Source organism: Methanoculleus oceani (assembly GCF_023702065.1).
GTDB lineage: Archaea > Halobacteriota > Methanomicrobia > Methanomicrobiales > Methanoculleaceae > Methanoculleus > Methanoculleus oceani.
Window position 1 is genome coordinate 375,978 of sequence record NZ_QFDM01000002.1, and the last position, 17,401, is coordinate 393,378.

Annotated in this window: 21 protein-coding genes; 11 read left to right on the forward strand and 10 right to left on the reverse strand. The window is 60.5% G+C overall.

The genetic code is table 11. The features are described from left to right. Positions 1-5: 5 nt before the first annotated feature. From DIC75_RS06825 to DIC75_RS06835, 3 genes are all read right to left on the reverse strand, one after another. The gene (locus tag DIC75_RS06825; protein ID WP_250987282.1) at positions 6-287 is read right to left on the reverse strand and encodes a hypothetical protein; all 282 of its coding nucleotides are present in this window, start codon (positions 285-287) and stop codon (positions 6-8) included. Next, positions 284-526, reverse strand: a complete 243-nt coding sequence (locus DIC75_RS06830; protein ID WP_250987283.1) for a hypothetical protein — start codon at positions 524-526, stop codon at positions 284-286. Before DIC75_RS06830 ends, DIC75_RS06825 begins: the two co-directional genes overlap by 4 nt. Positions 527-620: 94 nt before the next feature. Beyond that, positions 621-1,226 carry a helix-turn-helix domain-containing protein gene (locus DIC75_RS06835; protein WP_250987284.1) on the reverse strand — a complete coding sequence of 202 codons (606 nt, stop codon included), beginning with the start codon at positions 1,224-1,226 and terminating at the stop codon, positions 621-623. A gap of 307 nt (positions 1,227-1,533) precedes the next feature. On the opposite strand from DIC75_RS06835, the gene DIC75_RS06840 reads away from it, so the two are divergent. The 3 genes from DIC75_RS06840 to DIC75_RS06850 are packed head-to-tail and all read left to right on the forward strand — an operon-like array spanning position 1,534 to position 3,709. Next, positions 1,534-2,046, forward strand: a complete 513-nt coding sequence (locus tag DIC75_RS06840; protein ID WP_250987285.1) for a hypothetical protein — start codon at positions 1,534-1,536, stop codon at positions 2,044-2,046. Then, positions 2,043-3,050, forward strand: a complete 1,008-nt coding sequence (locus DIC75_RS06845) for a PIN domain-containing protein (protein ID WP_250987286.1) — start codon at positions 2,043-2,045, stop codon at positions 3,048-3,050. The genes DIC75_RS06840 and DIC75_RS06845 overlap by 4 nt, the downstream gene beginning before the upstream one ends. Then, positions 3,014-3,709, forward strand: coding sequence for an HAD family hydrolase (locus DIC75_RS06850; protein WP_250987287.1), 696 nt, complete (start codon positions 3,014-3,016; stop codon positions 3,707-3,709). Before DIC75_RS06845 ends, DIC75_RS06850 begins: the two co-directional genes overlap by 37 nt. On the opposite strand, the gene DIC75_RS06855 is transcribed toward DIC75_RS06850, so the two are convergent. Next, on the reverse strand, positions 3,710-4,567 hold the full coding sequence (locus tag DIC75_RS06855) for a methanogenesis marker 8 protein (protein WP_250987288.1): 858 nt from the start codon (positions 4,565-4,567) through the stop codon (positions 3,710-3,712). Between the two features lie 158 nt (positions 4,568-4,725). Between DIC75_RS06855 and DIC75_RS12290 the strand changes: the two genes are divergently transcribed. Further along, positions 4,726-4,857, forward strand: coding sequence for a hypothetical protein (locus tag DIC75_RS12290; protein WP_284738414.1), 132 nt, complete (start codon positions 4,726-4,728; stop codon positions 4,855-4,857). Beyond that, a complete protein-coding gene (locus DIC75_RS06860) occupies positions 4,854-5,618 on the forward strand; it encodes a heparan-alpha-glucosaminide N-acetyltransferase (protein ID WP_250987289.1) in 765 nt (254 codons plus the stop codon). Before DIC75_RS12290 ends, DIC75_RS06860 begins: the two co-directional genes overlap by 4 nt. Before the next feature lie 682 nt (positions 5,619-6,300). Here the strand turns inward: DIC75_RS06860 and DIC75_RS06865 are convergent. Then, positions 6,301-7,716 carry an adenine deaminase gene (locus tag DIC75_RS06865; RefSeq protein ID WP_250987290.1) on the reverse strand — a complete coding sequence of 472 codons (1,416 nt, stop codon included), beginning with the start codon at positions 7,714-7,716 and terminating at the stop codon, positions 6,301-6,303. A 98-nt stretch (positions 7,717-7,814) separates the two neighbouring features. Then, positions 7,815-8,219 carry a hypothetical protein gene (locus tag DIC75_RS06870; protein WP_250987291.1) on the reverse strand — a complete coding sequence of 135 codons (405 nt, stop codon included), beginning with the start codon at positions 8,217-8,219 and terminating at the stop codon, positions 7,815-7,817. A gap of 430 nt (positions 8,220-8,649) precedes the next feature. Here DIC75_RS06870 and DIC75_RS06875 point away from each other — a divergent pair, with 430 nt between their 5' ends. From DIC75_RS06875 to DIC75_RS06895, 5 genes are all read left to right on the forward strand, one after another. Beyond that, on the forward strand, positions 8,650-9,318 hold the full coding sequence (locus DIC75_RS06875) for a M48 family metalloprotease (RefSeq protein ID WP_250987292.1): 669 nt from the start codon (positions 8,650-8,652) through the stop codon (positions 9,316-9,318). Positions 9,319-9,487: 169 nt separating this feature from the next. Further along, positions 9,488-10,369 carry a ParA family protein gene (locus tag DIC75_RS06880; RefSeq protein ID WP_250987293.1) on the forward strand — a complete coding sequence of 294 codons (882 nt, stop codon included), beginning with the start codon at positions 9,488-9,490 and terminating at the stop codon, positions 10,367-10,369. A gap of 3 nt (positions 10,370-10,372) precedes the next feature. Next, positions 10,373-13,240 carry a methyl-accepting chemotaxis protein gene (locus DIC75_RS06885; RefSeq protein WP_250987294.1) on the forward strand — a complete coding sequence of 956 codons (2,868 nt, stop codon included), beginning with the start codon at positions 10,373-10,375 and terminating at the stop codon, positions 13,238-13,240. A gap of 12 nt (positions 13,241-13,252) precedes the next feature. Continuing rightward, positions 13,253-13,732: a chemotaxis protein CheW gene (locus tag DIC75_RS06890; protein ID WP_250987295.1), complete on the forward strand. Its 480-nt coding sequence runs from the start codon at positions 13,253-13,255 to the stop codon at positions 13,730-13,732. A 30-nt stretch (positions 13,733-13,762) separates the two neighbouring features. Continuing rightward, positions 13,763-14,557, forward strand: coding sequence for a CheR family methyltransferase (locus DIC75_RS06895; RefSeq protein ID WP_250987296.1), 795 nt, complete (start codon positions 13,763-13,765; stop codon positions 14,555-14,557). Positions 14,558-14,579: 22 nt separating this feature from the next. Here the strand turns inward: DIC75_RS06895 and DIC75_RS06900 are convergent, their stop codons facing one another. Next, the gene (locus tag DIC75_RS06900; RefSeq protein WP_250987297.1) at positions 14,580-14,840 is read right to left on the reverse strand and encodes a hypothetical protein; all 261 of its coding nucleotides are present in this window, start codon (positions 14,838-14,840) and stop codon (positions 14,580-14,582) included. 181 nt (positions 14,841-15,021) lie between these two features. Here DIC75_RS06900 and DIC75_RS06905 point away from each other — a divergent pair, with 181 nt between their 5' ends. Next, on the forward strand, positions 15,022-15,621 hold the full coding sequence (locus DIC75_RS06905; protein ID WP_250987298.1) for a hypothetical protein: 600 nt from the start codon (positions 15,022-15,024) through the stop codon (positions 15,619-15,621). Between the two features lie 116 nt (positions 15,622-15,737). Here DIC75_RS06905 and DIC75_RS06910 read toward each other — a convergent pair whose 3' ends face one another. From DIC75_RS06910 to DIC75_RS06920, 3 genes are all read right to left on the reverse strand, one after another. Beyond that, entirely contained in the window at positions 15,738-15,923 is a 186-nt protein-coding gene (locus DIC75_RS06910) for a hypothetical protein (protein WP_250987299.1), read from the reverse strand. A 29-nt stretch (positions 15,924-15,952) separates the two neighbouring features. After that, the gene (locus DIC75_RS06915; RefSeq protein ID WP_250987300.1) at positions 15,953-16,204 is read right to left on the reverse strand and encodes a DUF7123 family protein; all 252 of its coding nucleotides are present in this window, start codon (positions 16,202-16,204) and stop codon (positions 15,953-15,955) included. 337 nt (positions 16,205-16,541) lie between these two features. Then, complete coding sequence (locus DIC75_RS06920; protein WP_250987301.1) at positions 16,542-17,255, reverse strand: hypothetical protein; 714 nt, start codon at positions 17,253-17,255, stop codon at positions 16,542-16,544. Between the last annotated feature and the right edge of the window lie 146 nt (positions 17,256-17,401).

The window sequence follows — 17,401 nt, forward strand, 5'->3', positions numbered from 1 at the left end:
GGAGGTCAGCGTCCGCCCCCGGCCTTCCCCGCACCCGTGGCACCCAGGTAACGCTTGTACCGGACGAACCAGGGGGTATCGAGAACTCCGATGATGCCCTTGCTGACCATCTGACCGGCGATCAGGGGGAGCAGGGGAATTCCGGCGGTGAAGAAGGCGATGCTCACGAAGATGACGCTGTCGAGGGTCAGGAAGTTCGTCATGGCGATGAGGATGGCGAAAAGGATCTGCGAGAGGAGGGCAATGGCGACCCGGGTCATCGATCTCCCGTAGACCTCGTTGATCATATCGATCGCCTGCGCGACGAACGGGTAGATGAAGACGGAGGGGCGATGAATGTGGCGATACCGATATCGAACTCGATGAGCCGGGCAGCGATGATCTGTGAGGCGCCAGGGTAAATGATGTACAGGCCGGTGAGGGTGGCAAACCCGTACCCGGGATACCGCCTGACGACTGCGGCACCCGCATACGTCGCGATGGTGAGACTGATCACCCAGTACATCCAGACGGACGGTATCGGCACGGGCAGAACTCCATCGATAGGCAGAAGCCTTCAAAAAAGTGTTGCTCCGCCTACCGTATTAACCCTCATCTTCCGGCCGACCCGGAATAGCCGGTCAGAAGCCTTCGTTCATGATCCGGTCGAGCTCTGAGCGCTTGATTCGCCAGGATCCCCCGCACTTGACCGCCGGGATCCGCTCTTCCCGGATGAACTCCCGGATCCGACCGGGGGTGAAGTTCAGGGTCGAGGCAACGTCGTCGACGGTGAGCATCGCGTCGCCTGCGCTCTGGTGGTGGCCGCACCCGATCGTCTCCCAGTCCTCGTCCGGCAACATGATGGTGATGACCGGTTCGCCGTCGTCTCCCGGGGAGACCGCGGCCTTGAAGGTGAGGGTGGGAACGAGGCCGTTCTGGTAGAGGCTGACCTGGAACTCGAACTCCTCCTCGGTCGTCGTACGGGCTTTATCCCTGAACGCATGCAGGGTGTCCCATAAGTTCTCCGTGACGGTGTCCTGCGGGATGTTCGGGAACGGCACCATGCTCTGCGCGGCCCGTGCCGAGACCGCGAGGGGATAGGTGATGCCCATGTCCCTCCCCATCCGGGTGATCTCGATCAGATCCCCGTCGTCGATAGCGTCCTGGCGGGCCTTCCTCTGTTGCTCCGGGTCCGCCAGCCCCCAGGTGTCGGCCGGTGTCCTTAATCGTAATCTTCGCATCTCCATGGGTCATTCTCTCCGGGGTATTTTCGCGCTCTTCCATACCACTGTAGGGGTATCGATCATAAAAGATTTACCAAATATTTTGCGGTATTTTGCGATTTCTTTCGCGCTAAAGGCTTATTCTAAGAACCCCGGGAGCAAAATGCCGCCATAATTCGGCGAAATGCCGGACACAGTTGCCGGACGAGCGAATATCGGGCAAAAAATCCGGAAATAACGAAGGATACGGCCCGGAACGCCAACAGCGATCCCCGATCCAGGGGGGACGCCCCCGACAAAGCCTATATAGGAGCAGGGTGAGTCTTGAGCAGTGATTCCACCCGTGACGCCCGCCACCGGCGATGCCTACATAACACTTCTGGGACGCTCAACATGGGCGCTCGTCAACGCATATCATGCAGTCCTGCGGGAAAAGGGGTTGCGCCCCGAACGGGTCTCTATCGTCACCGAGGAACCCTACGCGCACGACGCATCGATCGCAGCCAGGGCGATCCGGATAGTCTCGGGGGGATACGGGTTCGCTCCGGAAGTCCAGGTGGAGGTCCTGCCCGAAGCGGACTTCGTACGAGCCGGGCAGACGATCCGCTCGCTTGCCCGGGACCTTATCCAACAGGGGTTCCGCGTGGCGATCGATATCACGTCGGGCAGGAAGGTCACGGTCGCCGGGGCGCTCATCGCGGTCTCGCTCGCGGGGCTTGACCTCCGGCACATCTATTACCTCGCCATGACGAGCACCGACGACGTCGCAAAACCGTATATGATGATCCCGCACCAGATCCAGAGGATCCGGGATATCATGGAGGATGCGGAGGCAAGATCATGAACGATGCGGTCATAAGGGAAGACGAGTTGCAGATACTCTTAAACAGCCTCGATACGATCCGCGTCTCGTACCCGCTCTACGAAGGGGACATCCTCGTCGCACGCCCCGAAGGGACCGGGTTTCGGCTCGAACTGCCTGCGTCCCGCGAGACCTTCAGGGACTGGCTCGCCGGGTATGAGCCGGTTGCCGGCGAACTCCCCTCCTACGCGGATCTCCAGGAGTGCATGTTTGCAAGCGGAATCGCACGTTACGTGAACCAGGCCACCTTTGATGCGATGCGCACATCCTATGGGCAGCTCAAGAAGGCCGTCTTCTTCGGCCTGGATACGAACCTCTTCTACCATGGGTTTGCATCGAACAACCCGGAGATCAATCATTCCTCCTACCTGATCGTCGATACCGTCCGGGACGAGATCACGTATGCCATCAACCGAAAGTACCCGGCAAAGATGATCGAGGAGATGACGGCGCATGCGCCCGACTGCCGGGAGTTCATCGGGGAACTCGAGAACAAGCGGATGAAGAGGTCCCGGAAAGCTGCATACCTCGCGCTGAAAGAGTACCGTTCCATCCGCGACCGGGCAACGGAGATCGCGTCGCCGGACCCGCACACGCATCTTTCCGAGGAGAACGACCGTAACATTGTGCGGGCGCTCCGGAAGTTCGAAGAAGAGCGGTATGCCCTTCCGGTTCTCCTGACCGCCGACATCTACATGGCGGACCTCTGCATGGCCGAGGGGCTCGAGTACTTCTACTTCGACCGCCCATACAGACTGGAGACGACAACCTGCACGGTGCCGGCATTCCGGCGGCTGCTCTTCAACCTCGCCGCCGTCTTCGGGTTCGTAGGCTGCAACGGTTTCACGATCTTCGGTGAGTACGGCGGGAAGGGCAACGATCTCGACGAACTGAAGGTGCGCTTCGAGGACGACGAGACCTACCGTGCATTCGGAAGGGAACTGGAGATATGCAGACAACTTGCGGCACTCGGCATAACAGGGTAGAAGCGGTCCTCTGCGACATGGACAACACCCTCTTCGACCTGGTGGGAGCGAAACGGGAGGCGTGCCGGTGCGTGGTCGACTACCTCGGGACCGGAGACCCGGAGACGCTCTTTTTGCAGTTTCTCCGCGGCGTTCACGGGTTTGAGGACCACAGAAACATACGCGACTATCTTGAAGAGCTCGGGGCATACCAGCCCGGTACGTTCGAGGTCTGCTGCCGCACCTACGAGGACGTGAAACTCGACCTGGTCGAGGCTTACCCGGGGGTCGAGGAGACGCTCCGGTGCCTCGCGGACGCCGGGATCGGGCTCGCGGTCGCCACCGACGCGGAGTCGTTCCAGGCACGCCGGCGGCTCGATAAGACCGGTCTCATCGATTACTTCGAGGTCGTGGTGACCCCCGAGGTATCGGGAAGACGAAAACCTGAGCCCGACTCCCTCCTCTACGCCCTCCGGCGGCTCGATACGGCTCCGGCGAAGGCGGTTATGGTCGGCGACAGCCTGGTCCGCGACATCGCCCCGGCGAGGCATCTCGGGATGGTGACCGCCTTTGCCGCCTACGGCGACTGGCGCCGGAACCGCGTAGCGGATGTAGAGGTCGATATCGTCCTTCGAGAGTTCTCCGAACTCCCTGGCCACGTGGGCATTACGGACCGGTGATCAGCAGAGCGGCGAGGGGGATTGCGAACCCTGCACCGGGAGCCGCGCCCCGTGGATGATGACCTGTTGATCGGTCTCCGCGATCTTGCCGAGAACGATCGCTTTTCCCGCCGGGGTCATCGCGAAGACCGGGATCGACGTCCCCGCCTGGAGGAGCGCGGTCTTCGCCGCCTCCTCCCGGATGTGCCGCGAAGCGCAGGCGGTGAGGAGGTCGGCCGCACCGGCCATCAGGGCCGCGTCCTCCCGCGAGATCCCGGTCGTATGGACTGCGACGATCACGGCGTCCGGGAACCGCTCCCGGATAGTCGCGGCCTCGGCGGCAACGGCGGTGGTCACGGCGATCCGCCGGTGACCGAGGGTTCTCGCCAGGGCGACACCGGCGGCCTGGTCGATGGCGGCGGTCGCTGGATCGAGGACGACGCCCCCGTTCTCCTCGATCCGTGCGATCACTTCCGGGATCGGGCTCGTCTTCACGAGCCCGGACATCCGGCCGCCGATCCCCTGGATGAGGGCGGGGTTCTCTGCAACCAGCGTCCCGGCCCCGTCGGAGGCGATCACCGCGGCGTCGAGATCTCCCCGCCGGACGGCGCTGCTCAGGAGTTCCGACGCCCCGAAGAGGACGAAGTCCGGTCCGGCAAGAACCTCGCGCTCCGGCGTGCACATCCCGAAGGACCGGATCCTTCCTTCGATGTTCTTGCGTATCGCTTCAGCCGTCATCTCCTCGACCGGGCAGGCAAACCGCCGTGCCAGCGGGCAGTCCTGTATCTGCGGCGTCCCGACCTCGACCACCCGGCCGTTCCGGATCACGACCCGGCACTTCCCGGCGGCCTCTATGATGTGTTCGTCACGGTCGCTCATGGAGAGAGTTGAGCGGGCACAGGAATAATGGTGACCCTCCCGGTCCCGGGTAAATGCTTATCAGATAGGCCTTCCTTGTGAGTGTAGAGAGTAGATGATACGCTTACAGCAGGAAGACGGGGTGAGGAGACACGGGCCGGATCTGTAGCCCGTTCGTCGTGCTCGAGTGCAGCCGGCAGTGCGGCTTCTCCCGGGTCTACAACGAGCCCACCGAAGAGCAGAGTGCCGAGATCGCCGATATGAAGACCTGCCCGGTCTGCGGCGCCCCCGTCCGGCGAAGGTTCTTTTGACGGCGGAACCCATGCCGGCGAAGCGCTACTGGGAGATCGATCTCGCCAGGGGCGTCGCCGTCGTGACGATGATCCTCTTTCACTCCGCCTTCGACCTCAACTTCTTCGGCGTCCTGCCGCTCGACGTCTCCGGCGGATTCCTCCGGATGCTCGCCTACCTGACCGCATCGATCTTCATCTTCCTCGTCGGGGTCTCCTTCACCATCAGTTACGCCAGAGCGGAGCGACAACTCGCCGGGCGGGACCTCGTGCTCAAGTACGTCCGGCGCGGCCTCTCGATCTTCGTTCTGGGCCTCGTCATCACCGCCGTCACCTGGCTCTTCCTGCCGTCCGTCTACGTCGTCTTCGGCATCCTGCATTTCATCGGTGTCGCGATCATCCTTGCGCCGCTGTTTGCGCGCTTTAGCACAACAAACCTCATCCTCGCGAGCATCGCCTGCGTCATCGCCGGCTACGCCGCAAACGCCGTCCCGGGCCCCTGGCCCCTTCTCTGGCTCGGCATCCACCCGGAATCCTTCGCGAGCCTCGATTACGTGCCGCTCCTCCCCTGGTTCGGCCTCGTCCTGGTCGGCATGGCCTGCGGGTCCCTCTTCTACCCGGACGGACGGCGGGGTTACACGCTCCCGGCGACGGGGCCGGCGTTTGCCCGGCCGCTCGAGTTCCTGGGCCGGCACTCGCTCGTCATCTACTTCCTGCACCAGCCGGTTATCCTGCTCCTGATCGCGATGCTCGCGCCGGGGGCGGTGCAGGGGTTCTGGTGAGGGGGTTGAGTCGTTGTGATGCAGGGATGTCCAGTAGATAGTGCACCTTGCACCTAACGATGCTCACGCTCCTGCCTCCGACCAGTCGCGCTCCGAACCGTCGCATCCTGCGGACAGTCGTTCCTTCGGAACATTGCTCACTCCCGTGCACGGCTTTCCAGTGGATATCGCACCTTCGGTGCTCCAGCTCCGTTCCTGCCGGAACGTCGCGTATCGCCACGCGGGGAGGGGCTGACGGGGAGTGCGAGTGAAGCGAGCTTGAGCACCGATAGGTGCGAAGGGGGGACACGCCCCCCTCCCCTGTCTCCCCCTCATAGGGCATATCTGTAAACCCCACCCCGCCCGGCCTCCGGCCTCCTCCTCTGCACCTCCGGTGCTCAAACTCCTGCCGTTCGCTACGCTCCCGGCAGTCGTTCCCCGCCCCCTGGGGCGGGGGCAGTGCGTGGCGATAGGCGATGTCCCCACGGGACATCGCTGGGGAAGACCGAAGGTCTTGGACTGGCGACTGGCCGAAGGGCAGGAGCAGGAAAAGACCAGAAGTCTTGGAGTGGCGGCGTTCTGGTAGAACAACTAGCCGTAGGACAAGATTTCAAGCCCCGGTGAGAGAGCCCGACCATGAGAACCAATCAAACTCCAAATCACAACCGAAAAAATCGGGGGAGATCACCCCCAATCACCCCCCTCACTCCCCAAACAGCGGAACGTCCGAAAACGCCCCGACGTCGAAGACCCCGCGCTCCGTGACACGGACCTCAGGGATGACCGTCAGGGCGAGGAACGAGAGGTACATGAAGGGGTTCGCGATCGCCCCGAGCCGCCTGGCGTGCTCCTCGAGAGCCGCGAGGCGCCGCACGACCTCGTCGTGGGGAAGCGCCGACATCAGCCCGGCGCACTCGAGGGGGAGCGCGGTCACGTCGTCTCCGGAGACAACTGCGAGCCCTCCTCCGAGCCGGACCACCTCGCCGATGGCCCGGACGATATCGGCGTCGCTGACCCCGACGGCGACGATGTTGTGGGAGTCGTGGGAGACCGACCCGGCGAGCGCCCCTTCCTGGAGACCGAAGCCGTGGACGAGCCCGACGCCGGAGCCGCCCGCCCGGTAACGGTCGGTGACGACCGCTTTGAGGATATCGCGGCCGAGATCGGGGATACCGGCGGCGTCCACCGGGAAGCGCAGGTCCCGGGTCGTGATCTGGCCGGGCACGATCCCGATCACCCGCGCCTCTCCCCGGCCGGTGAGGCGGATATCGCGGGGCTCCGGCACGCGGGCGTGCAGGGGGGCCGCGGGGCAGGCGGGCTCGCGGTAGCCGGGGTCGATTACCTCGACGCCGCGCTTGAACGTCCGCAGGACGCGGAAGCGGTCGGGATCGTCGACGACGCAGAAGTCGGCAAGTCTCCCCGGCGCAAGGGCACCCCGGTCGTGGAGCCCGAACCGTCCGGCGGCGGAGAGCGTCGCCATACGGAGCGCCAGTTCGACCTCGAGGCCGCACGCGACCGCAATTCTTACGCAGTCATCGATATGCCCCTCTCCGGCAAGCATATCGGCATGACGGTCGTCGGTGGCAAAGCAGCACCGCGGCGCCGTGCAGGCGTTCACAAGCGGCAGGAGGTCCCTGAGGTTGTGCTCCGTCGAGCCTTCCCGGATCATGACGTACATCCCCCGGAGGAGTTTCTCCCGGGCCTCCGAAAGCGTCGTGCACTCGTGGTCGCTCCGGACCCCGGCGTAGATATAGGCGTTCAGGTCCTTCCCGGCGAGGAACGGTGCATGGCCGTCGATCACCTCGAAGAGGTCCATCTTCGCCCGGAGGTCCTCGTCGCCGGCGAGGACGCCGGGGACGTTCATCACCTCGGCGAGCATGTACTCGATCCCCGGCACTCCGCAGACGTTCGCGATCTCGTGGGGGTCGGCGATCACGGTCGTCGTGCCGTGTCGAAGGACGAGCCGGGCATACTCCGCCGGCGCGAGGAGCGAACTCTCGATGTGGACGTGGGCGTCGATCAGCCCGGGCACCACGTAGGCCCCCGAAAAGTCGTACTCCCGCTTCCCCTGATAGTCCCCGAGACCGACGACGTAGCCGTCCTTCACCGCGAAGTCCACGCGCTCCCAGGCGCACGCGAACGGGTTGAAGACCTCGGCCCCGGAGAAGACGGCATCCGCCGGTTCAAGTCCCCGCGCCGCCGCGAGTCCGGCCGGGATCAGGCTGCTACCTCCAGGTCGCGGATGACGGACGTCCTCCGTTCGTCGCCGACGAATATGGTCAGGAAGACCTTGTATGAGCCGGGCTGCAGGTCTACCGGGATCGTGTATTCGTTCTCTCCCCGGTCGAGGTCGATATACCGCGCTTCGGAGAAGGCCTCGTGCTGTTCAAGCCCGACCACCTCCATGATCGTTACCTGGAGCACGGCGTTCTCAACGGGCTCGCCGGTTTGCTCCACATGGACCTGCAGGGCGTCGCCGCTGTAGGTCACCTCCCCAAATGCCGTGGAGAGGCAGCCGGCAGTCCCGACGAGGGCGGCAAGGACCAGTATCAGAAGACTCACGTATTTGCTGGACATTCGCTCGGAGAACCGGAGAACCGCATGCCATGCCGGCGCGAGCATGGGCCATGTGAACTCTCCGGTCCTGCAGATTCACCTCCACTCTATTCATTCACAATTTTGGTTGCTATTATTAATATATTGTGAAAAAAACGGGCATTGCAAAAGTTTCGGATTCCAGGCCACCGGAGGGGATGCGGAATTTTCGCGGGTCGTGCCGTACAGGTGCAGGTGCCCGTCCGGTTCGCTCCCGGGAGACGAACGTGGTGCGAGAACCGGCCGATCGGCAGGAGCGCGGGGCACCCGGGATACATCGGACGACGGTCGGGGCGCCCAAACCGTGAGGCCGTGCTGTAGCGGACCCCGCCGGTACTCCGCCCGGAGGAGCCCGCAGTCCCGGAGGAATATGAATAAAATCGGTAAAATGCGGAATAAGCAGCGTTTCGATCCCGGGTAATATTTAATATAATTGAATTATTATAATTTGGTTAGAATGCGTGAGGCAGACAGGGACACCCGCCTGTACCGGATATTTCATGAGCTTCAGGAGAAGGGGCTGATCGACCGCAAGAGAAGACTGGTGAGGTGTATCTTCACATGCTCCATGCGGGGATGCCCGGCGCTCAACTGCATCCGCTACCGGCGTTCGTTCTACGAAAGAAACCTCTCCCGGGCAAGTGACGACACGCTCCGGTTCGTGCTGCTCCACGAAGAGGGGCACGTGAGAAAGGGCTCTTCCCTTCTCTCCGCCCTCCCGGCACTCCCGGTTCTCCTGTGCCTCATGCTCTTTGGGCATCCGTCCCTGCAGGCGGCAGGCCTCCCCGCCGCAAAGTTAGCCTTCATCACCCTCCTCCTCCCGACCGTCTTCCTCGCCTACCGGATATACTATTGCCGCATGTATGACGAGGAGTTCACCGCCGACCGGTACGCGGCAGATGCGATGAGGTGCTGCTACCGGATCAGGGACCCCGGAGCCCTTCTCCAGAACCTCCTCTCCGGTCTACTGGCCGGGGCGTCGGCCCCGCACCGCAAGGGGTCCGGCTATCTCTCGCGGGTGATCGGTGGGCTCTTTCGTTCCGAACCCGACTACAGGCCATCCATATCCGAACGCGTACAGCGACTCCGGGATAAAGCGGGTCCCGGGGCGAGAGGGAAAGGTTGATAAGACCTTCGTATCCGCCCTCCCCGATCCCGGGGGACACAATGGCAAAAAAAAGCCGAATTTATCATCAAGGACGAAGGAATATTTCAAAATACGAGACGCGTTTGGAAAATACATAGCACAATAGAAATAGATTTAATAATCCCTGTTTCAAATAGAGGTACGAGGGGTGCTGGATATTACAATTGTAGCGTTCGCCCACCACAAAGGTGGCACAGGAAAGACGACATCGTGCCTCAATGTTGCAGGGTACCTCCAGAAAGACGGCAAAAGCGTTCTGGTAGTAGACTGCGACCCGCAGGCCAACGCCACCACGGGGCTCGGGATCAATCCTGAAACCCTTGAACTGAGCATGTATGACGTCTTCATGAACGTTTTTGAAGGGTTTCCCGATACTGAGATCAGTGATGTGATCGTCCCCACGGCATCAGGGATCGACCTGGCCCCGGCAACCCTCGATCTCGTGGGGGTTGAGCCTTATCTCTACAGTATCGAGGACCGGGCAGGGGTGCTCAAGGGGGCGCTCGCCGGGGTGACGGACGCCTACGACTTCATCCTTATCGATACGCCCCCGAGCATGGGCCAGTTCGTCATCAACGGCCTCGTCGCTGCGGACCACACCATCGTCACCCTCGACCCCGGCACCTTCGCCCTCAGGGGCATGGAAGCCCTGTCAACAGTCTTTGGCGACATCAGGGAGATGCTCGGGGAAGACGTCGCCGCAGATTTCGCCATCCTCACCCGCTGGAAGGGGTCGGGCGACCCGGTGGCGGGAACGGGCGGCCTTGCACTCTTCCTGAAACGGATCTTCTCACCCGTCTCCTCCGCAGAAGAGGAGAAGGAGAGGGAGCGGCTGAAAGCATTCGAATCCGAGGTAAGGAAAGCGTTCAAGCAGGTGTTCACAGTCCCATACTCACCTGCAATTTACGAAACACAGCAACAGGGGCTTCCAATCTCCCATTACGCACCCGAGAGCGACGCCGGCAGGGAATACCGGGCAATAGCAACTGCGCTTCTGGCACGGGACGAGAACCATGATGAGGATGTGTAATCAATGATCGACAAACCTGGAAGAAAAGCACTATTTACCGGGCCGATTGCACCGGGGACGACAGGACAGGCACAGAAACAGGGGGCGGTGGTACTGCCCGAGGCGATCGAGGCCGCACTCCATGCAGGAATCGGCGGCGACAACTCCGCGAAGATCGACCTTGCCGGCATTCCGGATGAGTTCCGCCCCCTGGCCGGCTCGATCAACGCGCTGCTCGAGAAGAAGCAGGAGGAGAAGCAGACCCTCAGGCGCCGGCTGGAGGAGGCAAAAGCGCTTCTGAGGAGCTCCGATATGGTCATCGAGCAGAACCCGATGCCCATTCTGGTCGTCGACCTGGAGTTCAAAATAACCGTAGCCAACGCCGCCTATGCCGAGATGAGCGGGATCCCGATGGATCAGGTGCTCGGCAGGAGCCTGAAAGACTTCAAGATAACGTCGCAGAAGGGATCCGGTCTCCGGCAGGCGATCCAGGAGAAAAAGCGTGCGTATGCGGAAGTCGTCGTCGAACTGCCCTCGGGCACCCATACGCTCGAGCAGTACGGCATCCCGCTTCTTGACAGGGAAAATGCGGTCGAGAGCGTCCTCATCGTCTATAACGATCTCACCAGACAGCGGGAGGGAGAGGAAGAGATCCAGGCCCAGATGGAGAATATCGCCGAACTGCAGCGGCAGTCCGAGACGATCGTCCAGAAGAACCCGATGCCCATCCTGGTCGTCGATACCGCACTGAAGATTCTCACGGCCAACGAGGCATACCTCAAGTTGACCGGCATCGACCGGTCGCGTATCACCACGATGACCCTGCGGGACTTCAAAGTTCTCGACCAGAAGGGAGACGGGATCAAGAAGGTGCTCACCGAGAAGGTGCGGGTTGACGGCGAGGTGACGGTTGAGTTCCCCACCGGCACCTACATACTGGAACAGTACGGGATTCCGCTCTTAAACGAGAAGAACGAACTGACAGGGATCCTGAACGTTTATAACGACGTCACCGAAAAACGCAAGGAAGAGGACGAGATCCTGCGGATGCAGCACCGCGTGGACACGATGATCCAGCAGAACCCGCTTGCGATCGCGACCCTCCGCCCGGACAAGAGCCGGATCGACATCAACGAAGAATATGCCCGGATGTGGCGGGGAACGCGGGAAGAGACCATCGCGAAGAAACTCTACGACTACGATATCACTGTCATCGGCGGCGAGCACTTCTACGCCTGTTACGAGACGAAGAAACTCGCACGGACCGACGTCATGGTCAAGTGGCCCGACGGCGTGAAAAAGTACCTCACCCTGAACGCCATCCCGATCCTGGATGCGAAGGGCGAGATCGAGATGGCTTTCTACGTCTGGAACGACTGGACAAACCTTCAGGAGGAGAAGGAGGAAGTCAAGAAGACCGAGCACCGGGTGGATGCGATGATCAAGCAGAACCCGCTTGCGATCGCGACCCTCCGTGCGGACAAGAGCCGGATCGATATCAACGACGAGTACGCCCGGATGTGGCGGGGAACGCGGGAAGAGACCATCGCAAAGAAACTCTACGACTACGATATCACCATCCTCAATGGCGACCACTTCTACGCCTGCTACGAGACGAAGAAACTTGCACGGACCGACGTCATGGTCAAGTGGCCCGACGGCGTGAAGAAGTACCTCACCCTGAACGCCATCCCGATCCTGGATGCGAAGGGCGAGATCGAGATGGCCTTCTACGTCTGGAACGACTGGACCGAGCAGCGGGAGAGAGAGGACCAGATCCGGGACCTGATGGAGACTGCAAAGCAGGAGAGCGAGAGACTCGCCCAGAGCGCCGAAGAACTCGGAACCGCACTCGCCGCCATGGCGAAGGGCGACCTGACGGCGTTCGTGGACGCAGGAGCCACCGATCCTCTCCAGAAGGTGAAGAGCGACTACAACGTCTCGTTGACCGCCATCCGCACGCTCCTCGCAGACGTGGCAAAAGCGGCCCACCAGGTAGATATGACGACCAAGGAGGTCAGCAAGAGCACCGACGAGATCATCCGGGCCACGGAGCAGGTCGCCGCCTCGACGCAGCAGTCGTCGGAGGATGCACGACGCCAGCTCGAGAAGATCGAGGAGATCGGGACGGATATCAACGACCTCTCGGCATCCATCGAGGAGATCGCCAGCACATCGCAGGAGGTCATGGAGCAGGCCTCGAAGGCTTCGAAGGAGGGGAACGATGCGGCCTCGCTCGGTGAGGTTGCAGCGAAGAAGATGCAGCTCGTCGAGGAGATCTCCAAACAGACCGTGGACGAGATCAGCACCCTCAACAACCAGATGCGTGAGATCAACAACATCGTCAAGTTGATCGCCGATATCGCCAACCAGACCAACCTCCTTGCACTGAACGCCGCAATCGAGGCCGCCCGCGCCGGGGAGCACGGCCGCGGGTTTGCCGTGGTCGCAGGCGAGATCAGAAACCTTGCCGGGGAGTCCAAGCGGGCGAGCCAGGATATCGAGGACCTGATCCGGACAATCCAGGCAAGCACCGAGAAGACCACAGGCTCGATGCAGGCGTCCCACCAGGAGATCCAGGCGGGCATCGAGAGCGTCAACAAGGTCATCGTGGGCTTGAACCGGATCGTCCACGGTGTGGAAGTGGTCGCCCACGGCATCACCGAGATCACAAAAGCCACCGAAGACCAGGCAGGCTCCACAAACAACGTCATGCAGAAGATGGACGAGTCCACCCACATGACCAAGGAGAGCCTGGACCGGACCGAGGATATGGCGGCACTCGCGGAAGAAGTCAGCGCATCGACCGAGGAGGTCGGGAGCGCGTCCCACGAACTGGCGGATATGGCCGAACAGCTCGGGTCGGTAATGAAGCAGTTTAAGATCAACTGACGGGAGGAGACGATGGCAGCATCCGTAGACGTGGTAGAGTTCCAGCTCGGGGAGGAGCACTACGCACTGGATATCCAGATAGCACGAGAGATCGTGGAGATGATGCCGATCACTCCCCTCCCTCGTGCTCCCGAATACCTTGCGGGCATCATCAACCTGCGAGGCGAGATCACGAACATCATCGACCTCAGAGACCTCCTCGGGCTCCCTGCATCTGCAGAGGCCGAGAACCGGAAGATCGTCGTGCTGATGCCGGATGTGGCAAGCGGGTCGAACGTAGGGATCATCGTCGATGACGTTCACAGCGTCATTTCAATCCATAACGAGCAGATCGAGCGTATCAATGACGGCATCACGTCGTCGATCAGCGGGTACGTCAAAGCGATCATCAAGATAGGGGACGAAGAAGACGAGAAGACGAAGACCCTTATCATCTGGCTCGACATCCAGAAAGTGATCAGCGACCTCGGATACTACCAGAACGCTCCGTAAACCAGCACCGGGCAGGAGTTCGAGTATCCCATGGATGCATTTATGTCGCTCCAGAAGAGCATCGAGAAACTGGTCCGGATCAAGTGCTCAAACTACAAGGAGGACTACATCAAACGGCGCATCCTCTCCCGGATGCGCCTGACGAACACCGAGGATTTCGAGGCCTATCATAAGTACCTCCTTGAAAATCCACAGGAACTCGACCTGCTCAGGAACGCTCTCACCATCAACGTCACTAAATTTTTCCGGGATCCGGAAGTCTTCGACGTGATACGACGGGAGATACTGCCGGATCTGGCCCGTCGCAGGGGATCGATCAGGATCTGGTGTGCCGGTTGCGCCACGGGCGAAGAATCTTACTCGATCGCAATCCTCGTGTACGAACTGTTGACGCTCCATAAAGACGTCAACGTAACGATATACGCGACCGATATCGACGCCGTGGCGCTGCAGAAAGCCATGACCGGGATCTACGACAGAAAAGCGCTCGATAATGTGGATGAGAAGAGAATCCGCAAGCATTTTATCAGCCACGATGACGGCACGTTCGAGGTCCGCCCCCACATCAAGGAGCTCGTCAAGTTCCGGCAGCACGACCTGATGTCGGGCATTCCCATTGCCCGGTACCTCGACGCCGTCACCTGCCGGAACGTCACCATCTATTTCACCGAGAAGCAGAAGAACCACCTTACGCACCTTTTTCATTCTGCACTTGCCGTCGACGGCTACTATATCATAGGCAAGACCGAGTACCTGGCAAGAGATGTGGAGCACCTCTTTAAGCCGTATAACGTCATGCAAAAGATTCTGCGGAAGGCCGCGTAGCACCGGGCGTCCCGATTGAATGTCACCAGCGGTGGCCGGAAGAGTCAGTATCCGTCCCGGCGTCGTCGAACTTCGACATTCGGTGCATGAAGGCCTTCCGGGCCTGGTAGCGCTTCAGCTCGGAGAAGAGCATAAAGAAGTTTACGCCGACGACGACGATGATGAGCATGAGACTGATCCAGAGCTGGCTGTCGTTCTGGGTTGTGATGAAGATCGCTACAAGGAGCACCACGAACGAAAGCAGATAAAATATCACCCACGTGCGCACCTCAGTGATTCCCATACTCTCATCAGGACGTAGTCCCGGCTTCATATTAACGGTTCCGCTTTAGAATCTCAACATAGAGGGGAAACCCGAAGAAACCGGGGGAACCCGGACCTCGAACGGCGATCCCGGACCATCTACGGGCGGGAATATAAACTCAAACCCGAAGGTCTTTTACCTTGTACATCCCTCTAAACTTGTGGATAAAGGCGACGTCTTCAGCATTCTTGCCGCCCTGATCATTGTCTCTGCAATAGCACTGGTATTTCGCCCGCCCGTAGCGGTTGCCGGGTCGGAGATTCCGGAAAGCATCATCCCGACACCTTCCGCCACCGCCGTCCCTGTACCGACAGCGTCCGTACCGCTCGAACCCGTCAGGCTCTCCTACGTGACCAGGATCTGGGATTACCCCTGCTGTCACCTCCCCGGCAACCTCACACTCTACGGGGGTTCCGACCCGCCCTGGAAGGGTCCTCAGGAGATCATCCCGTTCGCTTATATCGAGGAGGGACGAGGTGGCATCACCGAGGCATTCCACGTGCCGTACGCGGTGTGGAGACTTAACTGCAGTGTATCTGCAACGATTCGGCCCGAGGCGGCACACTTTCGGATGGCACTGGTGGAGCTCGAGAGCGGAACCATCGTAGAAGGAGCCGACCTGCACTACCCGGGAAGCATCGTCAAAAACGTCGAGAGGGGAGGAAAGGACTTCTACCTCATCGTCAGCGTGGATGAGGTCGATTCATACCGCATCACCATGGAGACGCTCCCCCGATACCTGTCAAATCCCCTCGACTGAAGTCGGGGGCATGATGTTGCCGCCGGTATCATGCTCCTGGCGGCATGCATTGCGGGGCGAACGTAGCTTGATATCACTCAGGTAGCTGATCCTCCCCGGCCGCACCGACCCGGAATTCAGATCTTTTCGACGGTGACCCTGACCCGATCTCCGGCCCGTACACCATGCCCTTTGGGGACATCGATGTTGAACCAGAGCACATCCGGATTCTCATGACTCTTGTCCTGGGACATGAGGCAGTCTTTGTGGTCGTTGATGGTGGCCACAAATTCGACGGGTGCTTCGAACTCAATGATCTTCATGCCGTAAAATAGAGCGTCACAGGATAAAATTATGATGCACGGGAGGTGACGCGCCACGTCGTACTGTTCGAGTAACTCCAGCGCCTGATATCCAGTTCGTCGCAGATTTCCGAGAGGATAGCAAGGTTAATGCCGACCTCTTTCGGGGAAAGGCCCAGATCGGTTGCGATATACTTGGATTTGAAGTAGGATTTGCCTGCTCTCAACCCCGACTTGAGGTGGTACAGGATCTTCCGCTGGGTATCGCTATATTTCTCTTTAATACGGTCCTTTGTCGACATCCACTGATTCCCTCGTGAGCAAGTGCTTTTTGTCCAGATCAATATTTATACCTACCCATTTGTGATTGTAGAATCTTACAATGAGTATACAAATCGTTGTATATTATTGGGCATCGTCGTGCCGATCGGTGGAGCGAGGAGCATAATCTGCAACCAGGATGGCATGAACGGCCATCACGGGCGCAGATGCAGGAGGATTCAGGAAGGATCACCCCCGACGCCGCTTCCGGCGAAGGGGGGCGTCGGGTCGTGGGTGACATCGATCGGGGTAGAGAACGGTCTCATGCTCCGGTTGCTGCTCTCCCCGCTCCTCTTGGGGTCGCCCGGCGTTCCGCCATCACCTCCGGTTCCTCCGGAGCACGACGAGGAGCCCGGCAACTGCAACGGCAAGAGTTACGCCGATGAGCGAGAGGGGGGCCGCCGGCGTCGGGCTTGCATTAACCTGAGCCGCCTGTATCGGCGTGAACGTCGGCAGATCAGCCGTCGTCGCCTCGGCCGTCACCTCCTCCGTCCCGATTACGACGGGAGGTCCGGTCTCGTTCGCCGTCTCGCTCGTTGTCCCGTTGATGGTCTCGTTCGCCGTTTCGTTGGCAGTTTCGTTGGTTGAATCGTTGATAGCCTCGTCAAGGGTCTCTATCGGGGTCTCCTCGTCCAGAGTCGTCTCCTCGTCCAGGGTCTCTACTGGAGTCTCCTCATCCAGGGTCGTCTCGTCGTCCAGAGTCTCTACAGGGGTCTCGTCGTCCAGAGTCTCTACAGGGGTCTCGTCGTCCAGAGTCTCTACAGGGGTCTCGTCGTCCAGAGTCTCTACAGGGGTCTCCTCATCCAGAGTCGTCTCCTCGTCCAGGGTCTCTATCGGGGTTTCCTCCTCAGGGGTCTCCGTCAGGGTCTCTTCAGGAGTCTCCTCCGGGGTCTCGTCGGGTGTCGGAGGGAGAGTCCAGGTCACAGGTTCAGCAAATGCTGTGCTCTGGGCCGCTACGGGGGACGCAGCGGCCGCTGCTGCCACAAGCAGCACGACCAGAAGGCCTCTCAGTTTCCATCGGTTACCTGCCATGAGAACTCCTGTTTGGCATAACCGTATTTTTATATTTCGGTCGTTGTCAAAATCGTACCATCGATTAATTAGCCGGTACTGCCTCGTAACGAGGCGGTCCCTACACTGTTGCACAACGGCAAACTTCCCTCGAGACCGGTGCAGTA